The following is a 23104-nucleotide window of genomic DNA, read 5'->3' on the forward strand; positions in this document are numbered from 1 at the left end:
GCTCAGGTGGACAGGGTCTGCGCCATCATGGCCAGCCGCATGTCGAATTCCGGCCAGACCCAGCGCCAGAACCCCTGGTAGGCCGTTTGCCAGCGCGGCGTGTCGGCGCCGGGTGTGGCAGCGATGCGGGCCCAGCCCCAGGCCATCAGCAGCATGGCCGTGGCACGCAGGAAGTCGTCGGCCAGCCAGTGCGGCAGGTCGGCTGCGGCGCCATCGGCCTGGGTGGCGGGCACCAGCTGTTCGCGCACGAAGTGGGCGAAGCGGTCGATTTCGCTGCGCACGCGCGCCGAGCCGGCGTCGCCGTCGGGCAGTTCGGCCGACAGGTCCTTCAGCAGGGCTTGCAGCGCGCCGCCACCGTCGGGCAGGGTTTTGCGCAGCAGCAGGTCGATGGCCTGGATCTCATTGGTGCCTTCGTAGATCATGGCCACGCGCGAGTCGCGCACGATTTGCTCGATACCCCATTCGCGCACGAAACCGTGGCCGCCGAAGACCTGCAGGCAGGCGCTGGCGCCGTGGAAGGCCTGGTCGGTCCAGGCGGCCTTGAGCACGGGGGTGACGAGCGTGCACCAGCGGTTGGCCCGCGCCTGGCGGGCGGGGTCGCTGTGGTGCTTGATGACGTCGAGCTCCAGCGCGGTGCGGTAGGCGATCACACGGCCGGCATCGATCCAGGCGCGCTGCGCGTCGAGGATGCGGCGCATTGCCGGGTGCTGTTCGATCAGGTCCGCCTGAAATGATGCCCCCATGCTTTTCACCGCGTGTAAGGCGTTGCCCCCCGAGGGGGCTTGCCCGTCTGGGGGCGGCCCGCCGACGGGCGTTGCCTTGGCGGCACCGCCTGGGGCGCGCATCTGGCGGCGTTCCTTCGAATAGGCGTCGGCCTTCTGCCAGGCCGCTTCGAGCAGGCCCACGCCTTGCAGGCCGACATGCAGCCGGGCCGCGTTCATCATCACGAACATGGCGTTCAGGCCCTTGCCGGGCTCGCCGACGATCCAGGCGGCGGCCTCGTCGAAACGCATCACGCAGGTGGGGCTGCCGTGCAGGCCCATCTTTTCTTCGATGCGCTCGCACACCACGGCACTGCGCGTGCCGTCGGCGTAAAACTTGGGCACCAGGAACAGCGACAGACCCTTGGGGCCGGGCGGGGCGTCGGGCAGGCGCGCGAGCACCAGGTGCACGATGTTGTCGGTCAGGTCGTGTTCGCCGCCCGAGATGAAGATCTTCGTGCCGCTGAGGGCGTAGCGGCCCTCGGGGTCGTTGGCCAGCGGCACGGCCTTGGTGCGGCACAGGCCGAGGTCGGAGCCGGCGTGCGGTTCGGTCAGGCACATGGTGGCCAGCCATTCGCCGGTGGCCACCTTGGCCAGAAAATGCGCCTTCAGCGCATCGGACGCGTGGTGCTTGATGCACTCGTAGGCGCCGTGCAACAGACCGGGCGCCATGGTCCAGCCGTGGTTGGCCGCGCTCAGCCATTCGTAGAGCATGGCCTCCAGCGCAGCGGGCAGGCCCTGCCCGCCGTCTTCCGGTGCCGAGGACAAAGCCGGCCAGCCGGCTTGCCAGAAGGCCTGGTAGGCGTCGCGGAACCCGGGCGGCATGGTCACGGCACCCGCCTTCCACTGGGCCCCGATTTCGTCACCGTCGCGATTGAGCGGGGCCACCACCTCACCCACGAACTTGCCCGCCTCTTCGGCGACCTGGCGGATCAGGTCGGGGTCGGCGTTGTCGGCCAGGGCGGGCAGGGCTGCGAGCGTTTCGGGCGCGCGCAGCACGTCGAGGAGGATGAAGCCGGTGTCGGCGGCGTTGGGCTGGAAGGCGTTCATGCAGATCAGTCTTTTTTGCGGGCGCTGCCCAGATAGGTTTCGATCACGCGCGGGTCGTTGGCGAGCTGATCGGCAGGCCCCTGCGCACTGAGTTCACCCATTTCGAGCACGTAGCCGTGGTCGGCCACCTGCAGCGCGGCGCGCGCATTCTGTTCCACCAGCACGATGGTCACGCCGGTCTGGCGCAGGCTCTGGATGATGGAGAAGATCTCGCGCACGATCAGCGGCGCCAGGCCCAGGCTGGGTTCGTCGAGCATGAGCAGGTCGGGGCGGGCCATCAGCGCGCGTCCCACGGCCAGCATCTGGCGCTCGCCCCCCGAGAGCGTGCCGGCCAGTTGCACGCGCCGTTCTTTCAGGCGCGGAAAGAGGTCGTACACGTCGTCCAGGCGGGCGCGCCACTGGGCGTTGCCGATGCGCATCTGGCGGAAGCCGCCCAGCAGCAGGTTGTCTTCCACCGGCATCGAGCCGAACAGCTCGCGCTTTTCGGGTACCAGGGCAATGCCCTGCATGACGCGTTCTTCGAGCGTGAGCGTGCCGATGTCCTGGCCGTTGAACTCGATGAGGCCCTTGCCGGGCAGGATGCCCATGAGGGTGTTGAGCAGGGTCGACTTGCCGGCGCCGTTGGGGCCGATCACGGTGATCACGCTGCCCTTGTCGGCGCGCAGGCCGATGCCGTGCAGCACCTCCGCCTTGCCGTAGCCGGCGCGCAGGTCCTTGACGTGAAGAATCGGGGTGTTCATCAGTGTTCCGTTCCGAGGTAGGCGGCGCGCACCTTCGGGTCTTGCTGGATCTGTTCGGGCGTGCCTTGCGTGAGCAGGGTGCCGAACTCCATCACCACGAGGTGGTCGCAGACCTGCATGACCAGGTCCATGTCGTGTTCCACGAGCAGGATGCTCATGCCTTCGTCGCGCAACTGGCGCAGCACCCCGGCCAGGGCCTGCTTTTCCTTGTGGCGCAGGCCGGCGGCAGGTTCGTCCAGCAGCAGCAGGGCCGGGTCGGCGCACAGCGCGCGCGCGATTTCCATCAGGCGCTGCGGACCCATGGCCAGGTTGCCGGCCTGTTCGTGCAGGTACTCGCCCATGCCGATGCGTTCGAGCTGGCGCTGCGCTTCGCGGAACAGACGCCGCTCCTCGTCGCTGTTGGTGCGGATCATGGCCGCGGCGACGCCCTTGTGGCCCCGGGTGTGGGCGCCCAGCGCCACGTTCTCCAGCACCGTCATGTCGGGAATCATCTTGACGTGCTGGAAGGTGCGCGAGACGCCCTCGCGGGCGATGGCGCGTGCTGGCAGACCGCTGACGCGGCGGCCCCGGTAGCTGACCGTGCCGCTGGTGAGCGAGAGCACCCCGGTGATGAGGTTGAAGGTGGTCGATTTGCCGGCACCGTTGGGGCCGATCAGGCCAACGATCTGGCCGGCGCGGATCTGGAAGCTGATGTCGTTGACGGCGGTCAGCCCCCCGAACTGCTTGCGGATGCGGTCCACGTCCAGCACCAGCTCACCCAGAGCGGGTTTGTTCCGTTCAGGCAACGGCGCAGCCTGCTGCCAGTCGACGGCGCGCGGGCGCCGGGGCAGCTTCTTTTCGACCATGGACCACAGGCCGTCGGGCAGGTACTTGAGCACCAGCACCAGCATGACGCCGAACACGATCACCTCGTAGCTGCCGCTGGTGCCGATCAGCCGCGGCAGCAGCACTTGCAACTGGTCGTCCATCAGCTTGATGAGACCTGCGCCGACGAAGGCACCCCAGACGTAGTTGACGCCACCGACCACCGACATGAACAGGTACTCGATGCCCATCTTCAGGCCGAAGGCCGACGGGTTCACGGTGCGCTGGAAATGCGCCAGCAGCCAGCCCGCGACCGACGCGGACAGCGCGGCCAGAACGAAGATCGTGACCTTGTAGCGGAAGGTGCTGATGCCCATGGCTTCGGCCATCTGCGGGCCGCTCTTGATGGCGCGGATGGCGCGGCCGGCGCGCGAGTCCAGCAGGTGCAGCAAGGCGGCCGCAAAGGCCAGCAGGATGAACCAGGTGAGCACGAAGAAGGCGCGGCCCTGGCCGATGTCGAAGTTGCCGATGCTCAGGCTCTGGATGCCCAGCAGGCCATCGTATTTGCCCAGCGCGTCCAGGTTGCCCATCAGGTAGTACAGCGACAGGCCCCAGGCGATGGTGGCCAGCGGCAGGTAGTGGCCCGACATGCGCAGCGTGATCACGCCGACCACGAGCGCGCTGGCAGCGGTGAGCACCATGCCGATGAACAGCGTGATCCACGGCGAGACACCGAGGTTGAGCGTGAGCCAGGCGGTGGTGTAGGCGCCGATGCCCACGAAGGCCGCCTGGCCGAAAGAGGTGAGACCGCCCACACCGGTGAGCAGCACCAGGCCCAGCGCCGTCATGGCGTACATGCCGATGTAGTTGAGCTGGGTGATCCAGAAGTCGGGCAGCGGCAGCACGGCCACCAGCGGCACGGCGGCTGCCAGCACGAGAAGGCCGAGGGATTGGGGTTTCAGGGCCATGGAATCAATGCTCCTCGTCGGCGTTGTGGCCGTAGATCGACCGCACCAGCAGCACCGGCAGGATCAGCGTGAACACGATCACTTCCTTGAAGGCGCTGGCCCAGAAAGAGCCGAAAGCTTCGATCACGCCCACGAAGGCGGCCGCGATGAGGGCGCCCGGGTAGCTCGACAGGCCGGCGGCGACGGCCGCCACGAAGCCCTTGAGCCCGATCAGGAAGCCCGAGTCGTAGAACACGGTGGTGGTGGGCCCGATCAGCAGGCCCGAGAGCGCGCCGATGAAGGCCGCCATGGTCAACGTGAGCTGGCCGGAGGCGTGGGTCGAGATGCCCATCAGGCGGGCACCGGTGCGGTTGACCGCGGTGGCGCGCAGCGCCTTGCCGCGCAGCGTGCGCTCGAAATACAGCCACAGCAGCACGATCAGCGCGATGGCGGTCAGGCCGATGATGATGGTCTGGCCCGAGATCGCGACCGGGCCGAGGTTGAAGCGGTCGTCCCAGAAGCTGGGGTTGCGGAAGCCCTCGGCGCCGAAGAACAGCAGGCCCAGGCCGGTGAGGGCGAAGTGCACGCCCACCGAAACGATCAGCAGCACCAGCGGGGTCGCGCTCTCCAGCGACTGGTAGGCCACGCGGTAGACCAGCGGGCCATACACGGTGACGATGGCCACGCTCATGGCGGCCTGGGCCAGCAGCGGCCACTGCTGCGGGGCTGCCCAGATCGCCAGCAGGCTCACGGCCACCGGCGCTGCCAGGGTCTTGAGGGCAGCCTTGAGGGCGATCGGCAGGCTGCGGTGGTGCTGCCAGCGCGAGAACAGTTCCATGACCGCGGCCACGCTGGCCAGCAACAGCAGCAGCCAGACGGTGCCCGGCACCTTGCCGGTCTGGAAGATGGCCAGGGTGAGGGCGCCATAAGCGACGAACTCCCCCTGGGGAATGAAGATGATGCGTGTGACCGTGAAGACGAGCACCGTGGCCAGCCCGAGCAGGGCGTACACGGCACCGTTGGTCAGGCCGTCCAGCAGCAGGATGCTGGCGATCGTGGAGTCCATGGGAGGGCCTTGTCAGTCTGGAGAAACCCGGGCCGGTCATGCGCGGCAGGCAGGAGCTGCGCATGACCGGCCCGGGCAGGGGCCGGAAGGGGCGGGTTTATTCGACCTTGAACTTGCCGTCGACCACCTTGAGCATCACGCCGGTTTCCAGCGTGTAGCCCCAGTGGTCGGCCGGAGTCCAGTTCATGACGCCGTGCGAGAACACGGTGCGGCCCATAGTTTCCATGGTGTCGCGCAGCGCAGCGCGGAACTCGGGCGTGCCGGGCTTGGCCTTCTTCAGCGCCACCGGGAGGATCTTCTCCAGCACCACCTGGGCGTCGTAGGCGTGACCCGCGAACTGGTTGCGCGAGTTCGGACCGTAGGCCTTTTCGTACTTCTGCACGAAGTCGATCGCGACCGGCTTGGACGGGTGCTTGTCGGGCAGTTGCTCGGCAATCACCGCCGGGCCGGACACCACGAAAGCGCCTTCGACCGACTTGCCGCCGACGCGCATCAGATCCTGGGTGGCGGCCGCGTGGGTCTGGTAGATCTTGCCCTTGAAGCCGCGCTCGACCATGGCCATGTGCGGCATGGCGGCGCCACTGCCGGAAGCGACGATCAGCACCGCATCGGGGTTGGAGGCCGTGATCTTCAGGGCCTGCGGCGTCACGCTGGTGTCGGTGCGGGCGAAGCGCTCGGTGGCGATGATCTTGATGCCGGCCTTGTCCAGCAGCGGGGTGATTTCCTTGAGCCACTGTTCGCCGTAGGCATCGGTGTAACCCAGGAAGCCGATGGTCTTGACGCCCTGTTCCTTCATGTGTTCCACAACGGCGTGGCCCATCACGGTGTTGGACTGGGGCAGGCGGAACAGCCACTTGTCCTTGCCGGCGGGCACGCCCACGGGCGAGCCGGCCAGTTGCACGGTGCCGGCTTCCGACGCGATGTCGGTCATGGCCGCAGCCACGGCCGTGATGCTGGAGCCGATGATCATGTCGACCTTGTCTTCGGTCACGAAGCGGCGGGCGTTGGCAGCGCCCTTGCCCGGGTCGGTGGCGTCATCGAGGATGATCAGTTGCACCTTCTCGCCGGCGATGGTGGACGGGAACAGCTTGAACTGGTTCTGCATCGGGATGCCCAGGCCGGAGCCCGGGCCGGTCAGCGAGATGCTCACGCCGATCTTCACGTCGGCTTGGGCAGCGGAGGCTGCCAGCGCCGTGACGGCCACGGCGATCAGGGTCTTGAAAGTCTTCATGCTCTATGTCTCCAGGGTGGTGGTTGCGGACTCGGGGAAAAGCCGCCTCAGCCGCCGCACAGGGCGCGGATGTCGGCGGGAATGGGGATCGCCTTGATGCGGTCCGGGTTGGCCGGATCGCGCATGCAGAACGCGCGGGTCTCGGTGCCTTCGCAGAGCACCGTGTCGCCACGCATGACCACATGTCGGTGAATCAGCACCTTCTCGCGCCACTCGGTGACGCTGGTGTGGACCTGGAGCCGTTCGCCATAGGTGGCGGGCTTCATAAACTTGGTGTGGATTTCCAGCAGCGGCGTGCCGATGATCCCGGTGGTCTTGGACAGCTCGCGCCAGGGCGGCACACCGCACTGGACGAAAAAGTTCAGCGACGAGGCGTCCATCCACTTGCTGAAATTGGGAAAGAAGACGATGCCGGCGGGATCGCAATCCCCGAACATCACTTCGACTTCATACACAACGGTTTTTGACATACATACCCAGATCGAAAATCGGCGCGAAACACGCTGGCCCAGGGCGCAGCGGAGCGGGCTTTGCCACACCGCCTGCGTCGCCCTCGGAGGAGGTGACGCCGCCGGAGGGGGTTACCGGGGGGCCATTCGCAGCGCGCCATCCAGCCGGATCACCTCGCCATTGAGGTGGCCATTGCTGACGATATGCGCGGCGAGCTGGGCAAACTCTTCGGGTTTACCCAGGCGCTGCGGGAAGGGAATGCTTTTGGCCAGCGATTCCTGCACCGGCTCGGGCAGGGTCTTCATCAGCGGCGTGGCGAACAGGCCGGGCGCGATGGTGCAGACACGGATGCCGTATTGCGCCAGGTCGCGTGCCATGGGCAGGGTCATGCCGACCACGCCGCCCTTGGACGCGCTGTAGGCCTGCTGGCCGACCTGGCCGTCGAAGGCGGCGACGCTGGCGGTGAACACCATCGCGCCGCGCTCGCCGTCTTCCATCGGGTCGAGCTTGGCGCAGGCTGCGGCGAACAGGCGCGCAGCGTTGTAGGTGCCGATGAGGTTGACGTTGACCACCTTGGCAAAGTCTTCCAGCGGTGCGGCGTTGCCGTCCTTGCCGATCACGCGCTTGGCCGTGCCGATACCGGCGATCTGCATCAGGATGCGTGCCGGGCCATGGGCCGCGGCCGCCGTATCGATGGCGGCTTGCATGCTTTCGGGGTTGCTCACGTCGCAGCGGATGGCCACGCCGCCGATCTCGCCCGCCACGCGCTGGGCGTTGTCGAGGTTGAGGTCGAGCACGGCGACCTTGGCACCCAGCCGGGCGAGTTCGCGGGCGGTGGCCTCCCCGAGGCCGGAGCCGCCGCCGGTGACGAGGGCGGCCTGTCCTTGGATGTTCATGTCAGTTTCCTTCCGGGTTCTCAATGAGGAGGGCGATGCCCTGGCCACCGCCGACGCAGGCGCTGGAAATGCCGTACTTCTTGCCGCTGCGCTGCAGCTCGCGGGCCAGCGTCAGCGTCAGGCGCACACCGGTGGTGGCCAGCGGGTGGCCCAGCGCGATGGCGCCGCCGTTGACGTTGAGCTTGTTGATGTCCATGCCCAGCTCCTTGGCGACCGCGAGGGTCTGGGCGCCCTGGGCTTCGTTGACCTCGAAGCGGGCGATGTCGTCCAGCTTCAGGCCGGTGCGCTCCAGCAGCAGGCGGATCGCCGGCGCCGGGCCGATGCCCATGATTTCGGGCGGCACACCCACCGCAGCGGCGCCGACCACGCGCGCCAGCGGCTTCTTGCCCTGGGCCTTGGCGTAGGCGCCGGAACTCACCACGCAGGCGGCGGCGGCATCGACCAGGGCCGAACTGTTGCCGCCGGTCTGCACGCCGCCGTCGAACACGGGCTTGAGCTTGGCCAGCACCTCGACCGGCGACAGGCGCGGGTGGGTGTCGGTCGCCACTTCGGTGACCTTGCCCTGCAGCCGGATGCCGCGTGTCTTGTAGCCGTCGATCTCGAACTTCTCGGTCACCACCGGCACGATCTCTCCCGCCAGGAACCCGCTTTCCTGGGCAGCCACGGCCTTGGCAAACGAGGCCGACGCAAACGTGTCGACTTCTTCGCGCGTGATGCCGTACTTCTTGGCCAGGTTCTCGGCGGTCTGGATCATGTTGATGCCGGCTGCGGGATCCTTGAGCGCTTCCCACATGTAGTCCTTGAAGCCGACCGGCGCGCCCAGCTTGAAGCCGGTGCGGTGGTCGAAGGCGGCAATGGGGTTGCGCGTCATGCTTTCCGTGCCCACCACCAGGGCGGCGTCGCAGGCACCGCCCTGGATGTGCTCGCCGGCCTGGCGGAACAGCTCGAAGCCGGTGCCGCAGATGCGCTGCGCCATGATGGCCGGCACTTCCACGGGCACACCGGCGTACAGACCGATGTGGCGCGGCAGGAAGAACTGGTCGAAGTCGCCGGGCGCCATGTTGCCGGTGACCACCGAGCCGATCTCGCTCGGGGCGATGCCGGCACGCGCGAGCGCAGCGCGCGCGGCCTTGATGCCCAGGTCGGTCGGCGAGATGTGGCCCAGCGCGCCGCAGTAGTCGACCATCGGCGTGCGCACGCCGTCGACGATCACGACGTCCTCGAATGCTGTGAAGAAACCTCGTTGTGTCATGGCTGGGTCCTTTCAACCCGTTCGTATCGCCTTGCCGTGTCCGCCGCGTGGTGGGGGCCTGGCGCCGCCGGCCTGCCGGCATGGCTGTGGAGGCCGTGCCGGTGATGGCGGGGTCAGATGTTCGGTTTGAGGATGTAGTGCAACTCGTCGGCGTGCAGCTTGGCCACGGTGTCGGCCCGGTGGCTGAGCACCGCACGCTGGTTGATCGAGCCCTTGTCGGTGATCTCGCCGCGGTCGATGGTGGGGGGATCGGCCAGCAGGCACAGGCGTGCGATGCGGTTGGCGCTGCCGGTGGCGGAGCGGGCCAGTTCGTTGACCACGGTCTGGAAGTGGGCCAGCACACCCGGCGCGTCGAGCACGTCGTGCAGCGAGGCATCGGCCGGCAGGCCGCTGAGCTGGCGCACGGCGGCCGTGGGGAAGACCATGGCGCCGACTTCTTTCATGTTCAGACCGGTCAGCACCACGTCCTGCACGTAGGGTGCGCCTGCCGCGATGATCTTCGCGCGCAGCGGACCCACGCTCACGAAGGTGCCGGTGGCGAGTTTGAAGTCTTCGGCAATGCGACCGTCGAATTTCAGGCCCTGGTGCACGTCGGTTTCGTCGATCCACTTGACGGCATCGCCGGTCTTGAAGAAGCCCTCTTCGTCGAAGGCTTCAGCGGTTTCGGCCGGCATGCGCCAGTATCCCGGGGTGATGTTGGGACCGCGGTAACGCACTTCGGTCTTGCCGTCGATGTCCACCAGCTTGAGGTCCAGGCCTGGCGTGGGCAGGCCCAGGTCGCCGGCCTTCACGTTCGGGTTGGTCACGAAGATGCCGAACGGGCCCGATTCCGTCATGCCCAGGCCGGTGCTCATCACGATGCGCTCGCCGATTTCGCGCTCCTGGCTTTCGAAGAGGCTGTCCCACACGGGCTGGGCCAATGCAGCGCCCGCATAGAAGAACATCTGCACCCGCGACAGCAGCGTCTTGCGCAGCAGGTCGTCGGTCTTCATGGCGTTGGCAATGGCCTCGAACCCGGTGGGCACGTTGAAGTACACCGTGGGCGCGATCTCGCGCAGGTTGCGCAGGGTTTCCCCGATCAGGGCCGGCGTCGGCTTGCCGTCGTCGATGTACATGGAGCCACCGTGGTAGATCACCATGCCGAAGTTGTGGTTGCCGCCGAAGGTGTGGTTCCAGGGCAGCCAGTCGACCAGCACCAGGTTGCCTTCGCCCAGGACGGGCATCGACTGCGTCATCTGCTGCTGGTTGGCGCACCACATGCGCTGGGTGTTGATCACCGCCTTGGGCATCTTGGTCGAGCCGGAGGTGAACAGGAACTTGGTGATGGTGTCCGGACCGGTGGCGGCCATTGCCGCGTCGACGGCATCGGTGGGCTCGGTCTCGAGCAGCGCGGCGAACGAGGTGGTGGCCCGGCCAGGCACCGTGCCTTCGGTGGCGACCAGTTCGACGTCGCTGTCCAGCGTGGCGAGCATGGCGCGGCTGTAACGGTTGGCGTCGCTGGCGAAGACCAGGCCCGGGGTCAGCGTCTTGACCACGTGGCGGAGCTTGTCGAAGTCCTGGCTGATGAGCGAATAGGCCGGCGACGTCGGGCAGTAGGGGATGCCGGCGTACACGCAGCCCAGAGCCAGCAAGGCGTGTTCGAGGTCGTTCTCGCTGAGGATGAGCACCGGGCGCTCGACCGACAGACCCCGGTCGATCAGACCCTGACCGATACGGCGCGCGGCGTCCAGGGCCTGCGCGAAGCTGATGTGTTTCCAGTCACCGCTGCTGCCATCGGCCTGCTTCACGCGGCGCGCGAACAGCGTGCGCCCGGGTTCGGTGCGGGCCCAGTGGACGAGGCGGTCGGTGATGCGCTCGGGAAAGGCGTCGAGCGCCTGGTCGGCGCGCAGGTAGTGGACGCCGGGGCTGCCGTCGCGCAGGGTGGCGCGCGTGACGCCGAACTTCAGAGGGCGGTATTTCGCTGTCGTGCTCATGTCTCTCTCGGGTCAACGGGTGTCGGGCGCTGCCGGTCTGCCGCCGGCTTGGCTCGTGGATACAGAAAGATCAGTCCTTGCTGACCTTGGCCGCCTTGCCTTCCAGGAAAGCGCGCACGCGGGCCTTGGCTTCGGGGGCCGACTGGGCGATCGCGGCCATCATGGCTTCGGTCAGGAAGCCGTGGTCGGCTGGCTGTTCGGCGATGCGGGGCAGGGCGTGCATGAGCGCGAAGTTGGTCATGCGGGCGTTGCCGGCGATGCGGGTGGCCAGGTCGATGGCCTTGTCCAGCGACGTGCCTTGCGGCACCACGTACTGCGACAGGCCGATGCGCTCGCCGTCCACCGCGTTGTAGACGCGGCCGGTCAGCATCATGTCGGTCATGCGGGCGGCGCCGATCAGCTTGGGCACGCGCACCGCGCCGCCGCCACCGACGAAGATGCCGCGCGTGCCTTCGGGCAGCGCGTAGAAAGTGCTGTCGTCGGCCACACGGATGTGGCAGGCGCTGGCCAGCTCCAGGCCGCCGCCGACCACCGCGCCGTGCAGGGCCGCGATCACCGGAACGTTGCCTTTTTCCACGCAGTCCAGCGCGGCGTGCCACATGCGCGAGTGGAAGACGCCTTCGCTGGCGTCGCGTTCGCTGAGTTCGGAGAGGTCAAGCCCCGCGCTGAAGTGATCGCCTTCGCCGTGGATCACGGCGGCGCGCACGCTGGCGGGCAGGTTCTGGAACACGTCGCGCAGCGACAGGATCAGGCCATCGTTGAGCGCATTGCGCTTGGCCGCGCGGTTGAGCGTGACGATGGCGATTTCCGATTGTTCGCCATGCAGGCGCAGGCGCAGGTCCGGGTTGGAAGGGGTCATGGTCATCAGGGAATGCGGGCTTGTTGGGTGAGGGGATTATTGTTATAAACAATAACCAAATCAAGCAAAGCAGGCACCGATTGCATCGGTGTTTACCCTAGTCCCGGAGACCCCCATGGATCACCAGAACCTGATCGCCATCGACATTCACACCCACGCTGAAGTGAGCTGCTGGAACCCGTTCGACAACTACGGGGAGGAGTACGACCGCGCGGCCGACAAGTACTTCGGCAGCAACCGCCGTCCCACCATCGCCGAGACCATCGCCTACTACCGCGAACGCAAGATCGGGCTCGTGATGTTCACCGTCGACAGCGAGTCCAAGCTGGGCCGCCGCCGCATCCCCAACGAGGAGATTGCCCAGGCGGCGCGCGAGAACAGCGACATGATGATGGCCTTCGCCAGCATCGACCCGCACAAGGGGAAAATGGGCGCACGCGAGGCTGAGCGCCTGATCCAGGAAGAAGGCATCAAGGGCTTCAAGTTCCATCCGACGGTGCAGGGCTACCACCCCTACGACAAGATGGCCTGGCCGATCTACGAAGTGATCAATGCGCACAAGCTGCCGGCCATCTTCCACACCGGCCACAGCGGCATCGGTTCGGGCATGCGCTGCGGCGGCGGCCTGCGGCTGGAATACAGCAACCCCATCCACCTGGACGACGTGGCGATCGACTTCCCCGACATGCAGATCGTGATGGCGCACCCCAGCTTCCCGTGGCAGGACGAGGCGCTGTCGGTGGCCACGCACAAGCCCAACGTGTGGATCGACCTCAGCGGCTGGAGCCCGAAGTATTTCCCCAAGCAACTCGTGCAGTACGCCAACACCCTGCTCAAGGACCGCGTGCTGTTCGGCAGCGACTATCCGCTGATCACGCCCGAGCGCTGGATGAAGGACTTCGAAGTGGCCGGCTTCAAACCCGAAGTGATGCCCGGCATCCTCAAGGGCAACGCGGTGCGGCTGCTGGGGCTGGACAAGGGTTGATTCCCGGAGTCGGCTGATCCGCGGCCGTCGCGGCAGGGCGCGCAGTGGGGCCGACCGCTGGCCAACGCCGGCCCGGCTCATTGCGGCTCCGGCTGGCAGGTGGCTTGGACCAAGCGGTTTGTGCATTCCCGGATGCTGCATGCATGCCACGGGCGGTGGGCGCCTCCGCGCTTGAACGTCGCTGTAACAACAGCCGGGAGGCAGGAGATGGGGGATGTCGAGGGCTTTGGTTCGGGTCGACCTGAAGCTGTGCACTGCCAAGGGTTGTGCACTTCAGGCGCAAGCAACCAGCGGATGGACGGTGGGGTATGCAGGGCTTCCGAGGGTTTACCCCGGGAGGGTGCTTTATTGGCTATTCCTATAATTGGTAGAACCAATAGACCTGGGCCAGAAAGCCAATCGATCAACGATCTGGCAGGGGTGGCCCGAGGAATGGCTTCTCTCAACCCCATCGATTCCTATTTGGAGACTGTCCCATGATGCAACGAAGAACGATCCTGCAGGCCGGTGCCCTCAGCCTGGGAGCACCTGCGCTGACAGGGTTTGCCCAGCCGCGTTTGAAGCTCCGTTTTCACACCTTTCTGCCGCAGCAGTCGACGGGCTGGCGCAATATCGTTCAGCCATGGATCGAACGGGTGGAAAAGGAGTCGGGCGACGCCATCAAGTTCGAGGCCTATCCGGCAATGCAGATGGGCGGAACACCCGCGCAGCTCTTCGACCAGGCTCGGGACGGGGTGGTCGACGTGGCGTGGACATTGCCGGGCAACACACCGGGGCGTTTCCCCCGCATCGAGGTCTTCGAGCTGCCGTTCATGATGAACAACGCGGAACGCACATCGCGGGCGCTCTGGGAGTACATGGAGAAAGAAGCGACCACGGAATTCCGCGAGGTTCAGGCGTTGGCCTTTCACGTGCACAGCCCCGGCGTCATTCACATGCGCAACAAACTGATCAAGCGCCCCGAAGACTTCGCGGGTTCCAAGGTGCGCGGTGCCACCCGACTCGTGACCAAGCTGTTGAGCAATCTGGGGGCCACCCCGGTCGGCATGCCGCTGCCCGCGATTCCGGATGCGCTGAGCAAGGGCGTGATCGATGGCGCGGTGATTCCCTGGGATGCTGCGTACCCGATCAAGGCGCACGAGCTTGCGCCGTTCCACTCCGAATTCGCGCCCGGCGTGAACTCGCTCTACACGGCCGCCTTCGTGTTGGCGATGAACAAGCGGAAGTACGAAGAGATGCCGGACGATCTGCGCAAGGTGATCGACCGGTGCTCGGGCCTGGAGCAGTCCGGTCGCATGGGCGCCGGAACCTTGCTCGGCGATCCGGTGGGCAAGAAGGCGGCTCAGGACCGGGGCAATACCATCCACCAGATCGACGGTGCAGACGCGCAGCAGTTCTATCGCAAGACGGCGCCGGTGGAAGTCGAGTGGATTCAGGAGATGGAAAAGCGCGGGCTGGATGGCCGTTCGCTGGTGCAGAGTGCGCGCCGCCTGATCGAAAAGCAGGGCGTCAGGTCCTGAAGCAGCAGGGCATGGCGCGCAGCGCGTCATGCCTTTTGCGAGCCCCGGGGTATCGACAAGATCCCCGGGGCTTTCGTTTGGGCGTTCAGAGGCCTCGCACCGGGGGCATGGGCAGGCCAGTGCAGGGCCGCCCCGAACCGACAGCCGCCGGCCCCGCCGTGGGGCGGCAACCAGCGGTGGGGGCGAAGCTGGGGTCAGGCGGATCGCATGAATTCGGCCGCGCGCTCACCGATCATCATTGAAGGTGCCGCGGTGTTGCCCCCCACGATGTTCGGCATGATGGAGGCATCGGCGACTCGCAGGCCCTGGAGGCCGTGCACTTTCAATGTGGCATCGACCACCGCCATCGGATCGCTTGCGGGGCCCATCTTGCAAGTGCCGACAGGGTGGTAGATGGTGGATGCCGAGTTGCGGATATAGGCTTCGAGGGCTTCGTCGGAGAGGGCAGCATCGCCAGGGGTCAGTTCCTGGCCGATATACCCGGCGATGGCGGGCATGCCGAGAATGCGTCGCGCCTCGCGCATTCCTTTGATCAGGGTGGCCACGTCGCGCGGATCTTCGAGGAACGCCGGCTCGATGAGGGGCTTCTCGTTGGGGAGGGCTGATTGCAGGCGAACCTGCCCGCGTGTGGATGGCCGCAGGAGACTGACGTGGCACATGAATCCGTGGCGACGCGGCAATGTGCGGGCGCTCTCCTTGAGGCCCACCATGAGCGTGTACTGGATGTCGGGTTCGGCCAGGCCCTCGTCGGTGCGGATGAACCCCCCGGCTTCCGCGGCATTGGACGCCAGCATGCCCTTGCCGCCGAGCAGATAGCGCCAAGGCGCGGCGATGGCACGGGGAGCGGTGCGCCACGTCAATGCATAGGACTCGGCGGAGGGGTTGGTCAGCGCGATGGAAGCGCTGGGGTGGTCCTGGAGATTGCGGCCGACGCCCGGAAGGTCGTGCACGACGGGAATGCCATGCTGCGCCAGGGCGGGTGCATCGCCGACGCCCGATAGCATGAGCAGTTGTGGTGAATTGATCGCTCCGCCGGAAAGCACGACCTCTTCGCTGGCACGCAGATCGAGCGTCTGCCCGTGGCGGTGGATGGAGACACCCACGGCACGGTTGCCGACGAAGAGCACACGGTGTGCGGTCGACTGGTCGAAGACATGAAGATTGGGGCGCGACAATGCAGGGTGCAAGAACGCCCGTGAACTGCTGAGGCGGACGGAGTTCCGCTGGTTGAGCTCGAAGAGGCCGAAGCCATCTTGGATCGCACCATTGAAGTCGTCGTTGCGAGCGTGCCCGGCTTCGCAGGCGGCTTCGACAAAAGCGTGCGAGAGGCGGTGGGGGTCTTTCAGCGGTTGCACATCGAGTTCACCCCCCCGAGCGTGCCATGGGGATGCACCCTGAGACCGGTTTTCGTGCCGGAGAAAGTAGGGCAGCACGTCGTCAAAGCCCCAGCCGTCGTTGCCTTCGGCGAGCCAGCGGTCGTAGTCGTTGCGGTGGCCGCGGATGTAGACGGTGCCGTTCACCGACGTGCAGCCACCAAACAGCTTGCCCCGCGGGCAGGGAATTTGTCGGTGGCCGACACCGGCCCCGCCTTGAAAACTGTACTGCCAGTTGTACCTGGCGTGGGGCAGCAGGAAGACGTTGCCGATCGGAATCGCCGTTTTCCAGTTCAGGGGAAATCGCCGGTCCGACGGACCCGCTTCGATCAGCGCAACGCGGACCTGCGGGTCCTGAGACAGGCGGTTGGCGAGCACACAGCCGGCTGCGCCGGCGCCCACCACGATGTAGTCGAACGAGAGAGATTGCTGGGTCATGCGCATGCCACGGGATCAACCCCGGCCCTTGAACCAAACCGCCTTGGTCTGGAGAAACTCCTCGATGTGCTCCGTACCGGACTCCCGGCCATAGCCACTCATCTTGTAGCCGCCGAACGGAACGGCCGGATCCATGGGACCGTAGCAGTTGACCCAGACGGAGCCGCTGCGCAGACCGCGGGTGACTTGCTGCACCTTGTTCGTGTCGCGCGTCCACACCCCCGCGCCGAGGCCATAGGGCGTGTTGTTGCCGCGCTCGATGGCCTCTTCGGTGGTGTCGAAAGGAAGCACCGAGATCACGGGACCGAAAATTTCCTCGGCCGCGATCTTCATCTCGTCTCGCACGTCTGCGAAGACAGTGGGTGCCACGAAGTACCCCCGTTCCAGGCCGGCCCCCTGGAGCCGTTCGCCGCCCGCATGGGCGGTGGCGCCTTCCGAGCGGCCGATCTCCATGTAGCTCACGACACGCGACAGCTGCTCTTCGCTGACCAGCGGACCGAGCTGGGTTTGTGGATCCAGAGGGTTTCCCACGCGCAGACGCTTGGCAAACTGCGCCACGCGCTCGACGAACTCGTCGTGAATCCGGCGTTCGACAAACAGCCGTGTTCCAGCGCTGCAGATCTGCCCCGAATTGGCAAACACCGCCATGGCAGCACCGGGAACGGCGGCATCCAGATCGGCATCGGCGAAGACGATGTTGGGTGACTTGCCACCGAGTTCGAGCGAGACGCGCTTGAGGTTGCCAGCCGATGCACGAACGATGTGCTGGCCCACCTCGGTCGAGCCGGTGAAGGCTACCTTGTCCACACCCGGGTGGGCGGCCAGTGCGGCACCGGCGGCGCCCAGTCCTGGAACGATGTTCACGACGCCGGGCGGAATGCCGGCTTCGAGGCAGAGCTCACCAAACCGCATCGGGGACAGTGGTGCCTGCTCGGCCGGTTTGAGAACCACCGTGCACCCGGTGGCCAGGGCGGGGGCAATCTTCCAGATGGCCATGCCCAGTGGGCCGTTCCACGGGTTGATGGCGGCCACCACCCCGACAGGCTCCTTCAAGGTGTAGGTGAAGATGTCTCCGGGCTGGGAGTTGCCGATGGTCTGCCCGTGAATGGCGGTGGCGAGCCCGGCGTAGTAGCGCAGCAGCCCGATGCCGCGTCGACGGCGTGCCGTGGTGGCGCTGATGGGGGCGCCCATGTCGAGGGAGTCTAGGGTGGCCAGCTCATCGAAATGGCGGTCGAGCAGATCGGCCAGTTTGAGCAGGACCGCCTGGCGGTCAAAGGGGGTGAACCGGCTCCACGGACCTTGTTCAAACGCCTTGCGTGCTGCTGCCACCGCCCGGTCGATGTCTTCGGCACCGGCTTCGGCGACGTGGGCGTTGATGTCGCCGGTGGCGGGGTTGAGGGTGGCGAAAGTGCGGCCCGATAGCGCGGGAACGTGCTGTCCGTCAATGAGCAGGTGCTTGACGGTGCCGTCGAGATACGGATGGGGCAGGAGCGGTGGGTGGGAAGGTTGGGACATGGAGCCTCGCAGCAAATGGGGAACGACCAGGCAAACGGCGGCAGTGCCGGCTTGAATTGATTGGACATCAGAAATATCCAATGGTTCTACCATTTTAAAAGAGGTTTGTGCCGGTAAATCGAGGGTTAACCCTTGTGTGGCCCGACCGGCGCGAGCGGGATGTCGGGCGAGTGCGGGTCAGACGGCCTGGCGGCGCGGCTTGCGGCTGACGCGTTTGGCGTGGTCGCGCAGGGCAACGAGGAGCGCGTTCAGCTCTTTGCAGGCGGCATCGGCATCGCGTGCCTGGAAATGCACCATGAAGCGGCATCGGGCCTGGAACAGCTTTTCCGGCGGGTAGCTGATGGTGCCAAGCAGGCGGACCACGGTCTCACCAATGGACGCGACCATCATGGCGAAAGCCCTGTTCTGCGTGGCGGCCGCCAGCACCCTGTAAAACTCCAGGGCGGCATCGAGCCGTTTGCCCTCGGAGGCCGCATCGTTGGCATCCTTGGTGCTCTGGACAACGGCGTCGAGTTCGGCGATTTGTTGGGGGGTGGCGCGTTCGCAGGCCAGGCGGACCACCGCATCGAGCAGGTGGATGCGCAGTTCCGTCAGATCGTCGAGTGAGACCGATCCCAGTGCGACCAGATCGGTCACGGCCTGGGTGATGCGCAGATTGCTGCCTTCGCGGATGAAGGCGCCGCCTTTGACGCCTCTCGTCAGGCTGAGGACACCAGCGTTTTCGAGGCTGCGAAGCGCCTCCCGCACCGTGTTGCGGCCAACACGCAGTTGCTCCGCCAACTCGCGCTCTGAAGGGAGTTTGTCGCCGGGCCGCAGGCGCCCGCTGGCAATCTGCTCTCGGATGCGTTGTTCCACGGCCTCGAAAGTCCGAACGGGCTGGATGGGTTGAAAGTCGAGCACGTTGGCGTCCACGGAGGGGCTCTGGGTCTGGGTAGAAAAAATCGCCGAGCAGTATGGCATGCAGGCCCGCCTGGACAGGCTGGCGAACATAAAATGCGGGCCGGTTGTGGCAAGTGTGACAAACAGGCATCTGCGGGAGGCGTGCATTGGGTCAGCCAGATTTTGAAGCCATCTCTTCGCTGCGGGCCGCAGACGAGATCGAGGCGCAGATCCGCGATCAGATCGCCCAGGGAAGATTGCGCCCCGGCGACAAGCTGCCTGCCGAGAGGGATCTTTCACAACGCTTCAATGTGAGCCGCAACACCTTGCGCGAGGCTCTCAGGGCGCTGGAACAGGCCAAGCTGATCGAGCTGCGCAAAGGGGCCCATGGCGGGGCCTTTGTCCGGCATGGCGACGCGGCCACGATCGCGAAGAGCATGCGCGATCTGTACCACCTTGGCGCGATCACGCCCAAACAATTGACGGACGCGCGCATCTGGTTGAGCCGGATGATCGTGGGCATCGTCTGCGAAATCGCGAGCGATGAGGACATCGATCAGTTGCAGGCCAATGTGGATGCCACGGCCCGAGCCGATGCGGCTGGCAATTTTGATGAACGGGCGCGACTCAACCGGGAGTTCCATCTGGTGTTGGCCGGACTGACCCGGAACCCGATCATCGAGAGCACGATCCAAGGTGTCATGAGCGTGCTGGCCGAGTTCATCCAGCAGATCGGCCCGAGCGAGAACTCATTCATACTGCCCTCGCGCCGCAGGCTCCTCAAGCACCTGCGGGCGCGGGACGCCGAAGCTGCCACGAAGGAAATGACCAAGGCGCTGGTGCGCCTGCACGATCAGTACCTGGCGCAGTGGACGGCCAGGCAGTCGATGCAGGCGGGCTGAAACGGCTCAGAGATCGAGCACCAGCGTGCTGGAAAGCGCGCCCGAGCAACAGGGGATGATGGCTTCGTTGCTCTGCCTTTCGGCTTCCGTCAGGCATTCGTCCCGATGGTCCGGCGTGCCGGAAATCACGCGCGTGCGGCAGGTTCCGCAGACGCCCTGCGAGCAGGCATAGGGGATGTCGACGCCGGCATCGAGGATCGCGTCCAGGAGGGTCCTGCCTGCGCTCACCTTCACGGTCTTGCCCGAACGGGCCAGCAAGGCTTCGTAGCCCCCCTCTGTGGAGGCAGCGTGGCGGGCGGCAAAGCGCTCGTAGTGGACGCGTTCGGGTGGACGGTCCTGGGTTGCGGTGATGAAGTCGTCGATGAGGCCGGCGGGTCCGCAGCAATAGAGGTGTGCTTGCGGACCGGATGCGCGCACCACGGCGGCGATGTCCAGGCGCCTGTCCTCGCTGCTGCAGTAGGTGTGCAGGCTGCCGTGGCCGTCGGCGGCCAGTGCCTGCAGGCAATCCCGATAGGCCATGCGGTCGGGGCTGGGGGCGGCGTAGTGGAGCGACCAGCGGTGTCCCAGTCTGTTGAGGCGCCGAGCCATGGCCAGCAAGGGCGTGATACCGATCCCGCCGGCGATCAGGATGGACTCCGGCGCGTGCTCGTTCAGTGCGAAATCGTTGCGCGGGGCCTGGGCTTGCAGCGTCTGTCCCACGCGGGCCTGACTGTGTAACCACGCGGAACCGCCACGGCTCTGGGGTTCGCGCTTGACGGCGATGCGGTAGCAACCTCCGAGCCCCTCATCCAGCAAAGAGTAGCTGCGCTGTAGTGCGCCAGGGAGATGAAGCTCCAGGTGAGCGCCTGCCGGTGCGACCGGCAGCGGGTTCTGCGTGGGGCTGGCCAGCTCAAAGGACAGCACGTCATCAGTCTCCAGCCGGATCTGGCGAATCTGTAGGGTGAAGGTTTCTTGAGGCATGAGTGGAGGCACTGGGTGGGGGTGTCCGGGAAAGCCTGAGCACGTTGCTCGCGCATTCGTGGAAACCACTAGGTCCTGAGGGGTGAAATCGGGTACATTAACTCAATGGTTGAACCATTATAGGAGAGAAAATGCTGAGCCAAGAAGACAACCAGCGAATCACACGGGTGGGGCCTGGTACGGAAATGGGGCAGTTGATGCGCCAGTTCTGGATCCCCTTCCTGTTGTCCCGTGACGTCGCCGAAGACGGCCAGCCGTACCGTGTGCGCCTGCTGGGCGAGGACCTTGTTGCGTACCGCGACAGCAGCGGGCGGGTCGGCCTGGTGGACCATGCGTGCCCGCACCGCGGATCGCCGATGGCCTTTGCGCGCAACGAGCAGGACGGCATCCGGTGCGTCTATCACGGATGGAAGTTCGATGTGACCGGTGCCTGCACCGAGATGCCCGCAGAGCCCGCCAACTCGCCGATGCTGGCGCGCGTGAAGATCAAGGCCTATCCGGTGCAGGAGCGCAATGGTGTGCTCTGGACGTACATGGGCGGCGACACCGAAAACCTGCCACCCTTGCCCAACATCGAGTGGAATCTGGTGCCGGAAAACCAGGTGGCCCTGACGATGCGCGTGCAGGAGTGCAACTGGTTGCAGGCGCTTGAGGGCGAGATCGATTCAGCCCATGCCGCCATCCTGCACGGCCGCGTGGACGTGGGTGGCACGATCAATCAATGGAAGCAGGCGCAGGATTTGGCGCCCAGTTTCGAATGCGTGCAACACGCCGCAGGTCTGAGCATCGGTGCCCGCCGCAAGGTGGGGGACGACAAGAACTATGTGCGTGTCAACCAGTTCCTGCTGCCGTTCTGGACGTTCGTGCCGCCCCAGGCCCAATACCCCGACCTGTCGGGGCATGCGTGGGTGCCGATCGACGACCATCACACGCTGTGTCTGATGTTCTCGTACACCCCGGCACAGCCGTTTTACGAGAAGACGCGGAAGGTGTTCCGGGAGGGCTATGGCGGGCGCGAAACCGGGCATGCCTCGGAGGCATCGTTCGAAAAGCGTTCGCCCATGGATCCTTATCACACCTACTGGAGCGTGTTCAACCGCGGGAATGCCTACCAGTTCAGCTACCAGTTGCAGGTCGACAAATACAACTCGGGCCTGCCCGGGCTGTGGGTTCAGGATGCTGCATGCCAGTCGGGCGTTGCCACCATCTACGACCGTTCGAAAGAGCACCTCGGCCTGAGCGACACCGGCATTGCACGCACGCGCCGGATGCTGCTCGATGCGAGCCGGAAGTTGCTTCACGAAGGCACTCGCCCGCCGTCGTCCATCAATCCCGATCTGTTCATGCTGCGCGCGGTGTCGCTGACGATTCCGGCGGGCGCGGACTGGACCCAGGAAGGGGCTGAGCACATGAAGGCCGAAGTCGGCAAGGATTTCGGCTACGCCCCCTGAGCGATGGCGGCCCTCAGCCGCCATCTTCACCACACAAAAGGAGACAACCATGATCAAGAAAACCCTCGTTCGTACCTGGCTGCTCGCGGCCGGGGTTCTGGGCCTGACCGCTTCTGCACTGGCGCAGACCTATCCCGCGCGGCCCATCAAGGTCGTTGTGCCGTATGCCGCTGGGGGTTCGACCGATCAGATGGCGCGCGTGATCCAGCAGCCGTTGAGCGAGATCCTGGGCCAGCCGGTGATCATCGACAACCGCGCCGGCGCCGGTGGCGCCATCGGTACCGAAGCGGTGGTGCGCGCGGAGCCGGATGGCTACACCCTGGTGTTCGGCAACACCGGACCGAATGCCGTGGGGTCGCTGATGCGCAAGCTGCCGTACGACGTTCTGAACGATCTGAAACCGATTTCCACAGTGGCCATCACCCCGATGATGCTGGCTGTGCCCTCGAACTCCCCGGCCAACAACGTCAAAGAGTTCCTGGCGCTGGCACGCGCCAATCCCGGCAAGTTCAACTATGGCTCGGTGGGCCCGGGGTCGCTGTCGCACCTCACCGGCGAGTACTTCAACGAACTGGCCGGTGTGCAGTTGCAGCACATTCCCTACAAGGGCGGCGCCCCCATGCTCACCGCCTTTCTGGGTGGCGAGATCCAGGCTGCGTTTGTCACCGGGCTTGACGGTGGTGCGATGCTGGCCACCGGGCGCGTGAAGTACCTGGCCGTGGGAACGGCGCAGCCGACACCCGTGGTGGAGGGCTTGCCCACGGTTGCGAAGGACGTGCCGGGCTTCCAGACCAGTGCATGGTTCGGGCTTCTGGCCCCCAAGGGCACCCCCGATGCCATCGTGGCGCGGCTGAATGCGGCGGTGGCGCAGGCGCTCAGCCGGCCCGATGTCCGCCAGTTCTTTGTGAGCCGGCACGTCGAGCCCAAGGGCAGCACGCCCCAGGAGCTGACGCAGATCATCCGCGCAGAACTCGAGCAGTGGCGACCTATCGTCGTCAAACACAAGATCGAACTGTGACCGCTTCTTTCGGCAACCATCCCGCGCAGCCAAC

The 23104-nt window shown here is 65.9% G+C and carries 19 protein-coding genes; 5 read left to right on the forward strand and 14 right to left on the reverse strand.

What is annotated here, in order from left to right; genetic code table 11:
- Window positions 1-2 precede the first annotated feature (2 nt).
- The 10 genes from QQK43_RS06065 to QQK43_RS06110 all read right to left on the reverse strand — a co-directional run bounded on the left by QQK43_RS06065 (window position 3) and on the right by QQK43_RS06110 (window position 12029).
- Window positions 3-1811 (reverse strand): acyl-CoA dehydrogenase family protein, encoded by a 1809-nt coding sequence (locus QQK43_RS06065; RefSeq protein ID WP_284307082.1) that lies wholly within the window; start codon window positions 1809-1811, stop codon window positions 3-5.
- Between the two features lie 5 nt (window positions 1812-1816).
- Window positions 1817-2551 (reverse strand): ABC transporter ATP-binding protein, encoded by a 735-nt coding sequence (locus QQK43_RS06070; RefSeq protein ID WP_234263542.1) that lies wholly within the window; start codon window positions 2549-2551, stop codon window positions 1817-1819.
- Window positions 2551-4323, reverse strand: a complete 1773-nt coding sequence (locus QQK43_RS06075; protein ID WP_284307083.1) for a branched-chain amino acid ABC transporter ATP-binding protein/permease — start codon at window positions 4321-4323, stop codon at window positions 2551-2553. The genes QQK43_RS06070 and QQK43_RS06075 overlap by 1 nt, the downstream gene beginning before the upstream one ends.
- A gap of 4 nt (window positions 4324-4327) precedes the next feature.
- Complete coding sequence (locus QQK43_RS06080) at window positions 4328-5368, reverse strand: branched-chain amino acid ABC transporter permease (protein WP_234263538.1); 1041 nt, start codon at window positions 5366-5368, stop codon at window positions 4328-4330.
- 97 nt (window positions 5369-5465) lie between these two features.
- Window positions 5466-6599 carry an ABC transporter substrate-binding protein gene (locus QQK43_RS06085; protein ID WP_234263536.1) on the reverse strand — a complete coding sequence of 378 codons (1134 nt, stop codon included), beginning with the start codon at window positions 6597-6599 and terminating at the stop codon, window positions 5466-5468.
- Between the two features lie 47 nt (window positions 6600-6646).
- On the reverse strand, window positions 6647-7069 hold the full coding sequence (locus QQK43_RS06090) for an acyl-CoA thioesterase (RefSeq protein WP_234263534.1): 423 nt from the start codon (window positions 7067-7069) through the stop codon (window positions 6647-6649).
- 111 nt (window positions 7070-7180) lie between these two features.
- Window positions 7181-7945, reverse strand: coding sequence for an SDR family NAD(P)-dependent oxidoreductase (locus QQK43_RS06095; RefSeq protein WP_284307084.1), 765 nt, complete (start codon window positions 7943-7945; stop codon window positions 7181-7183).
- A 1-nt stretch (window position 7946) separates the two neighbouring features.
- Window positions 7947-9197, reverse strand: a complete 1251-nt coding sequence (locus QQK43_RS06100) for a thiolase family protein (RefSeq protein WP_284307085.1) — start codon at window positions 9195-9197, stop codon at window positions 7947-7949.
- Window positions 9198-9310: 113 nt separating this feature from the next.
- The gene (locus QQK43_RS06105; protein WP_284307086.1) at window positions 9311-11170 is read right to left on the reverse strand and encodes a feruloyl-CoA synthase; all 1860 of its coding nucleotides are present in this window, start codon (window positions 11168-11170) and stop codon (window positions 9311-9313) included.
- 70 nt (window positions 11171-11240) lie between these two features.
- Window positions 11241-12029, reverse strand: coding sequence for a crotonase/enoyl-CoA hydratase family protein (locus QQK43_RS06110; RefSeq protein ID WP_370465225.1), 789 nt, complete (start codon window positions 12027-12029; stop codon window positions 11241-11243).
- 115 nt (window positions 12030-12144) lie between these two features.
- Between QQK43_RS06110 and QQK43_RS06115 the strand changes: the two genes are divergently transcribed.
- Together QQK43_RS06115 and QQK43_RS06120 are read left to right on the forward strand one after the other, a co-directional pair.
- Window positions 12145-13014 (forward strand): amidohydrolase family protein, encoded by an 870-nt coding sequence (locus QQK43_RS06115; RefSeq protein ID WP_234263524.1) that lies wholly within the window; start codon window positions 12145-12147, stop codon window positions 13012-13014.
- A 557-nt stretch (window positions 13015-13571) separates the two neighbouring features.
- Window positions 13572-14534 carry a TRAP transporter substrate-binding protein gene (locus QQK43_RS06120; RefSeq protein WP_284307087.1) on the forward strand — a complete coding sequence of 321 codons (963 nt, stop codon included), beginning with the start codon at window positions 13572-13574 and terminating at the stop codon, window positions 14532-14534.
- A gap of 194 nt (window positions 14535-14728) precedes the next feature.
- Here QQK43_RS06120 and QQK43_RS06125 read toward each other — a convergent pair whose 3' ends face one another.
- The 3 genes from QQK43_RS06125 to QQK43_RS06135 form a co-directional block, all read right to left on the reverse strand.
- The gene (locus tag QQK43_RS06125; protein ID WP_284307088.1) at window positions 14729-16351 is read right to left on the reverse strand and encodes a GMC family oxidoreductase; all 1623 of its coding nucleotides are present in this window, start codon (window positions 16349-16351) and stop codon (window positions 14729-14731) included.
- A gap of 9 nt (window positions 16352-16360) precedes the next feature.
- Complete coding sequence (locus tag QQK43_RS06130) at window positions 16361-17860, reverse strand: aldehyde dehydrogenase family protein (protein ID WP_284307089.1); 1500 nt, start codon at window positions 17858-17860, stop codon at window positions 16361-16363.
- A gap of 177 nt (window positions 17861-18037) precedes the next feature.
- Window positions 18038-18772 (reverse strand): FadR/GntR family transcriptional regulator, encoded by a 735-nt coding sequence (locus tag QQK43_RS06135; RefSeq protein ID WP_284307090.1) that lies wholly within the window; start codon window positions 18770-18772, stop codon window positions 18038-18040.
- A gap of 134 nt (window positions 18773-18906) precedes the next feature.
- On the opposite strand from QQK43_RS06135, the gene QQK43_RS06140 reads away from it, so the two are divergent.
- Window positions 18907-19641: a FadR/GntR family transcriptional regulator gene (locus tag QQK43_RS06140; protein WP_234263516.1), complete on the forward strand. Its 735-nt coding sequence runs from the start codon at window positions 18907-18909 to the stop codon at window positions 19639-19641.
- Between the two features lie 6 nt (window positions 19642-19647).
- On the opposite strand, the gene QQK43_RS06145 is transcribed toward QQK43_RS06140, so the two are convergent.
- Complete coding sequence (locus QQK43_RS06145; RefSeq protein WP_284307091.1) at window positions 19648-20601, reverse strand: PDR/VanB family oxidoreductase; 954 nt, start codon at window positions 20599-20601, stop codon at window positions 19648-19650.
- 185 nt (window positions 20602-20786) lie between these two features.
- Here QQK43_RS06145 and QQK43_RS06150 point away from each other — a divergent pair, with 185 nt between their 5' ends.
- Window positions 20787-22052: a Rieske 2Fe-2S domain-containing protein gene (locus tag QQK43_RS06150; protein WP_284307092.1), complete on the forward strand. Its 1266-nt coding sequence runs from the start codon at window positions 20787-20789 to the stop codon at window positions 22050-22052.
- A gap of 49 nt (window positions 22053-22101) precedes the next feature.
- Entirely contained in the window at window positions 22102-23070 is a 969-nt protein-coding gene (locus QQK43_RS06155) for a Bug family tripartite tricarboxylate transporter substrate binding protein (protein WP_284307093.1), read from the forward strand.
- Window positions 23071-23104: the final 34 nt, after the last annotated feature.

Origin of the sequence: Hydrogenophaga electricum (genome assembly GCF_030160815.1) — a bacterium.
GTDB classification, from domain to species: domain Bacteria; phylum Pseudomonadota; class Gammaproteobacteria; order Burkholderiales; family Burkholderiaceae_C; genus Hydrogenophaga; species Hydrogenophaga electricum.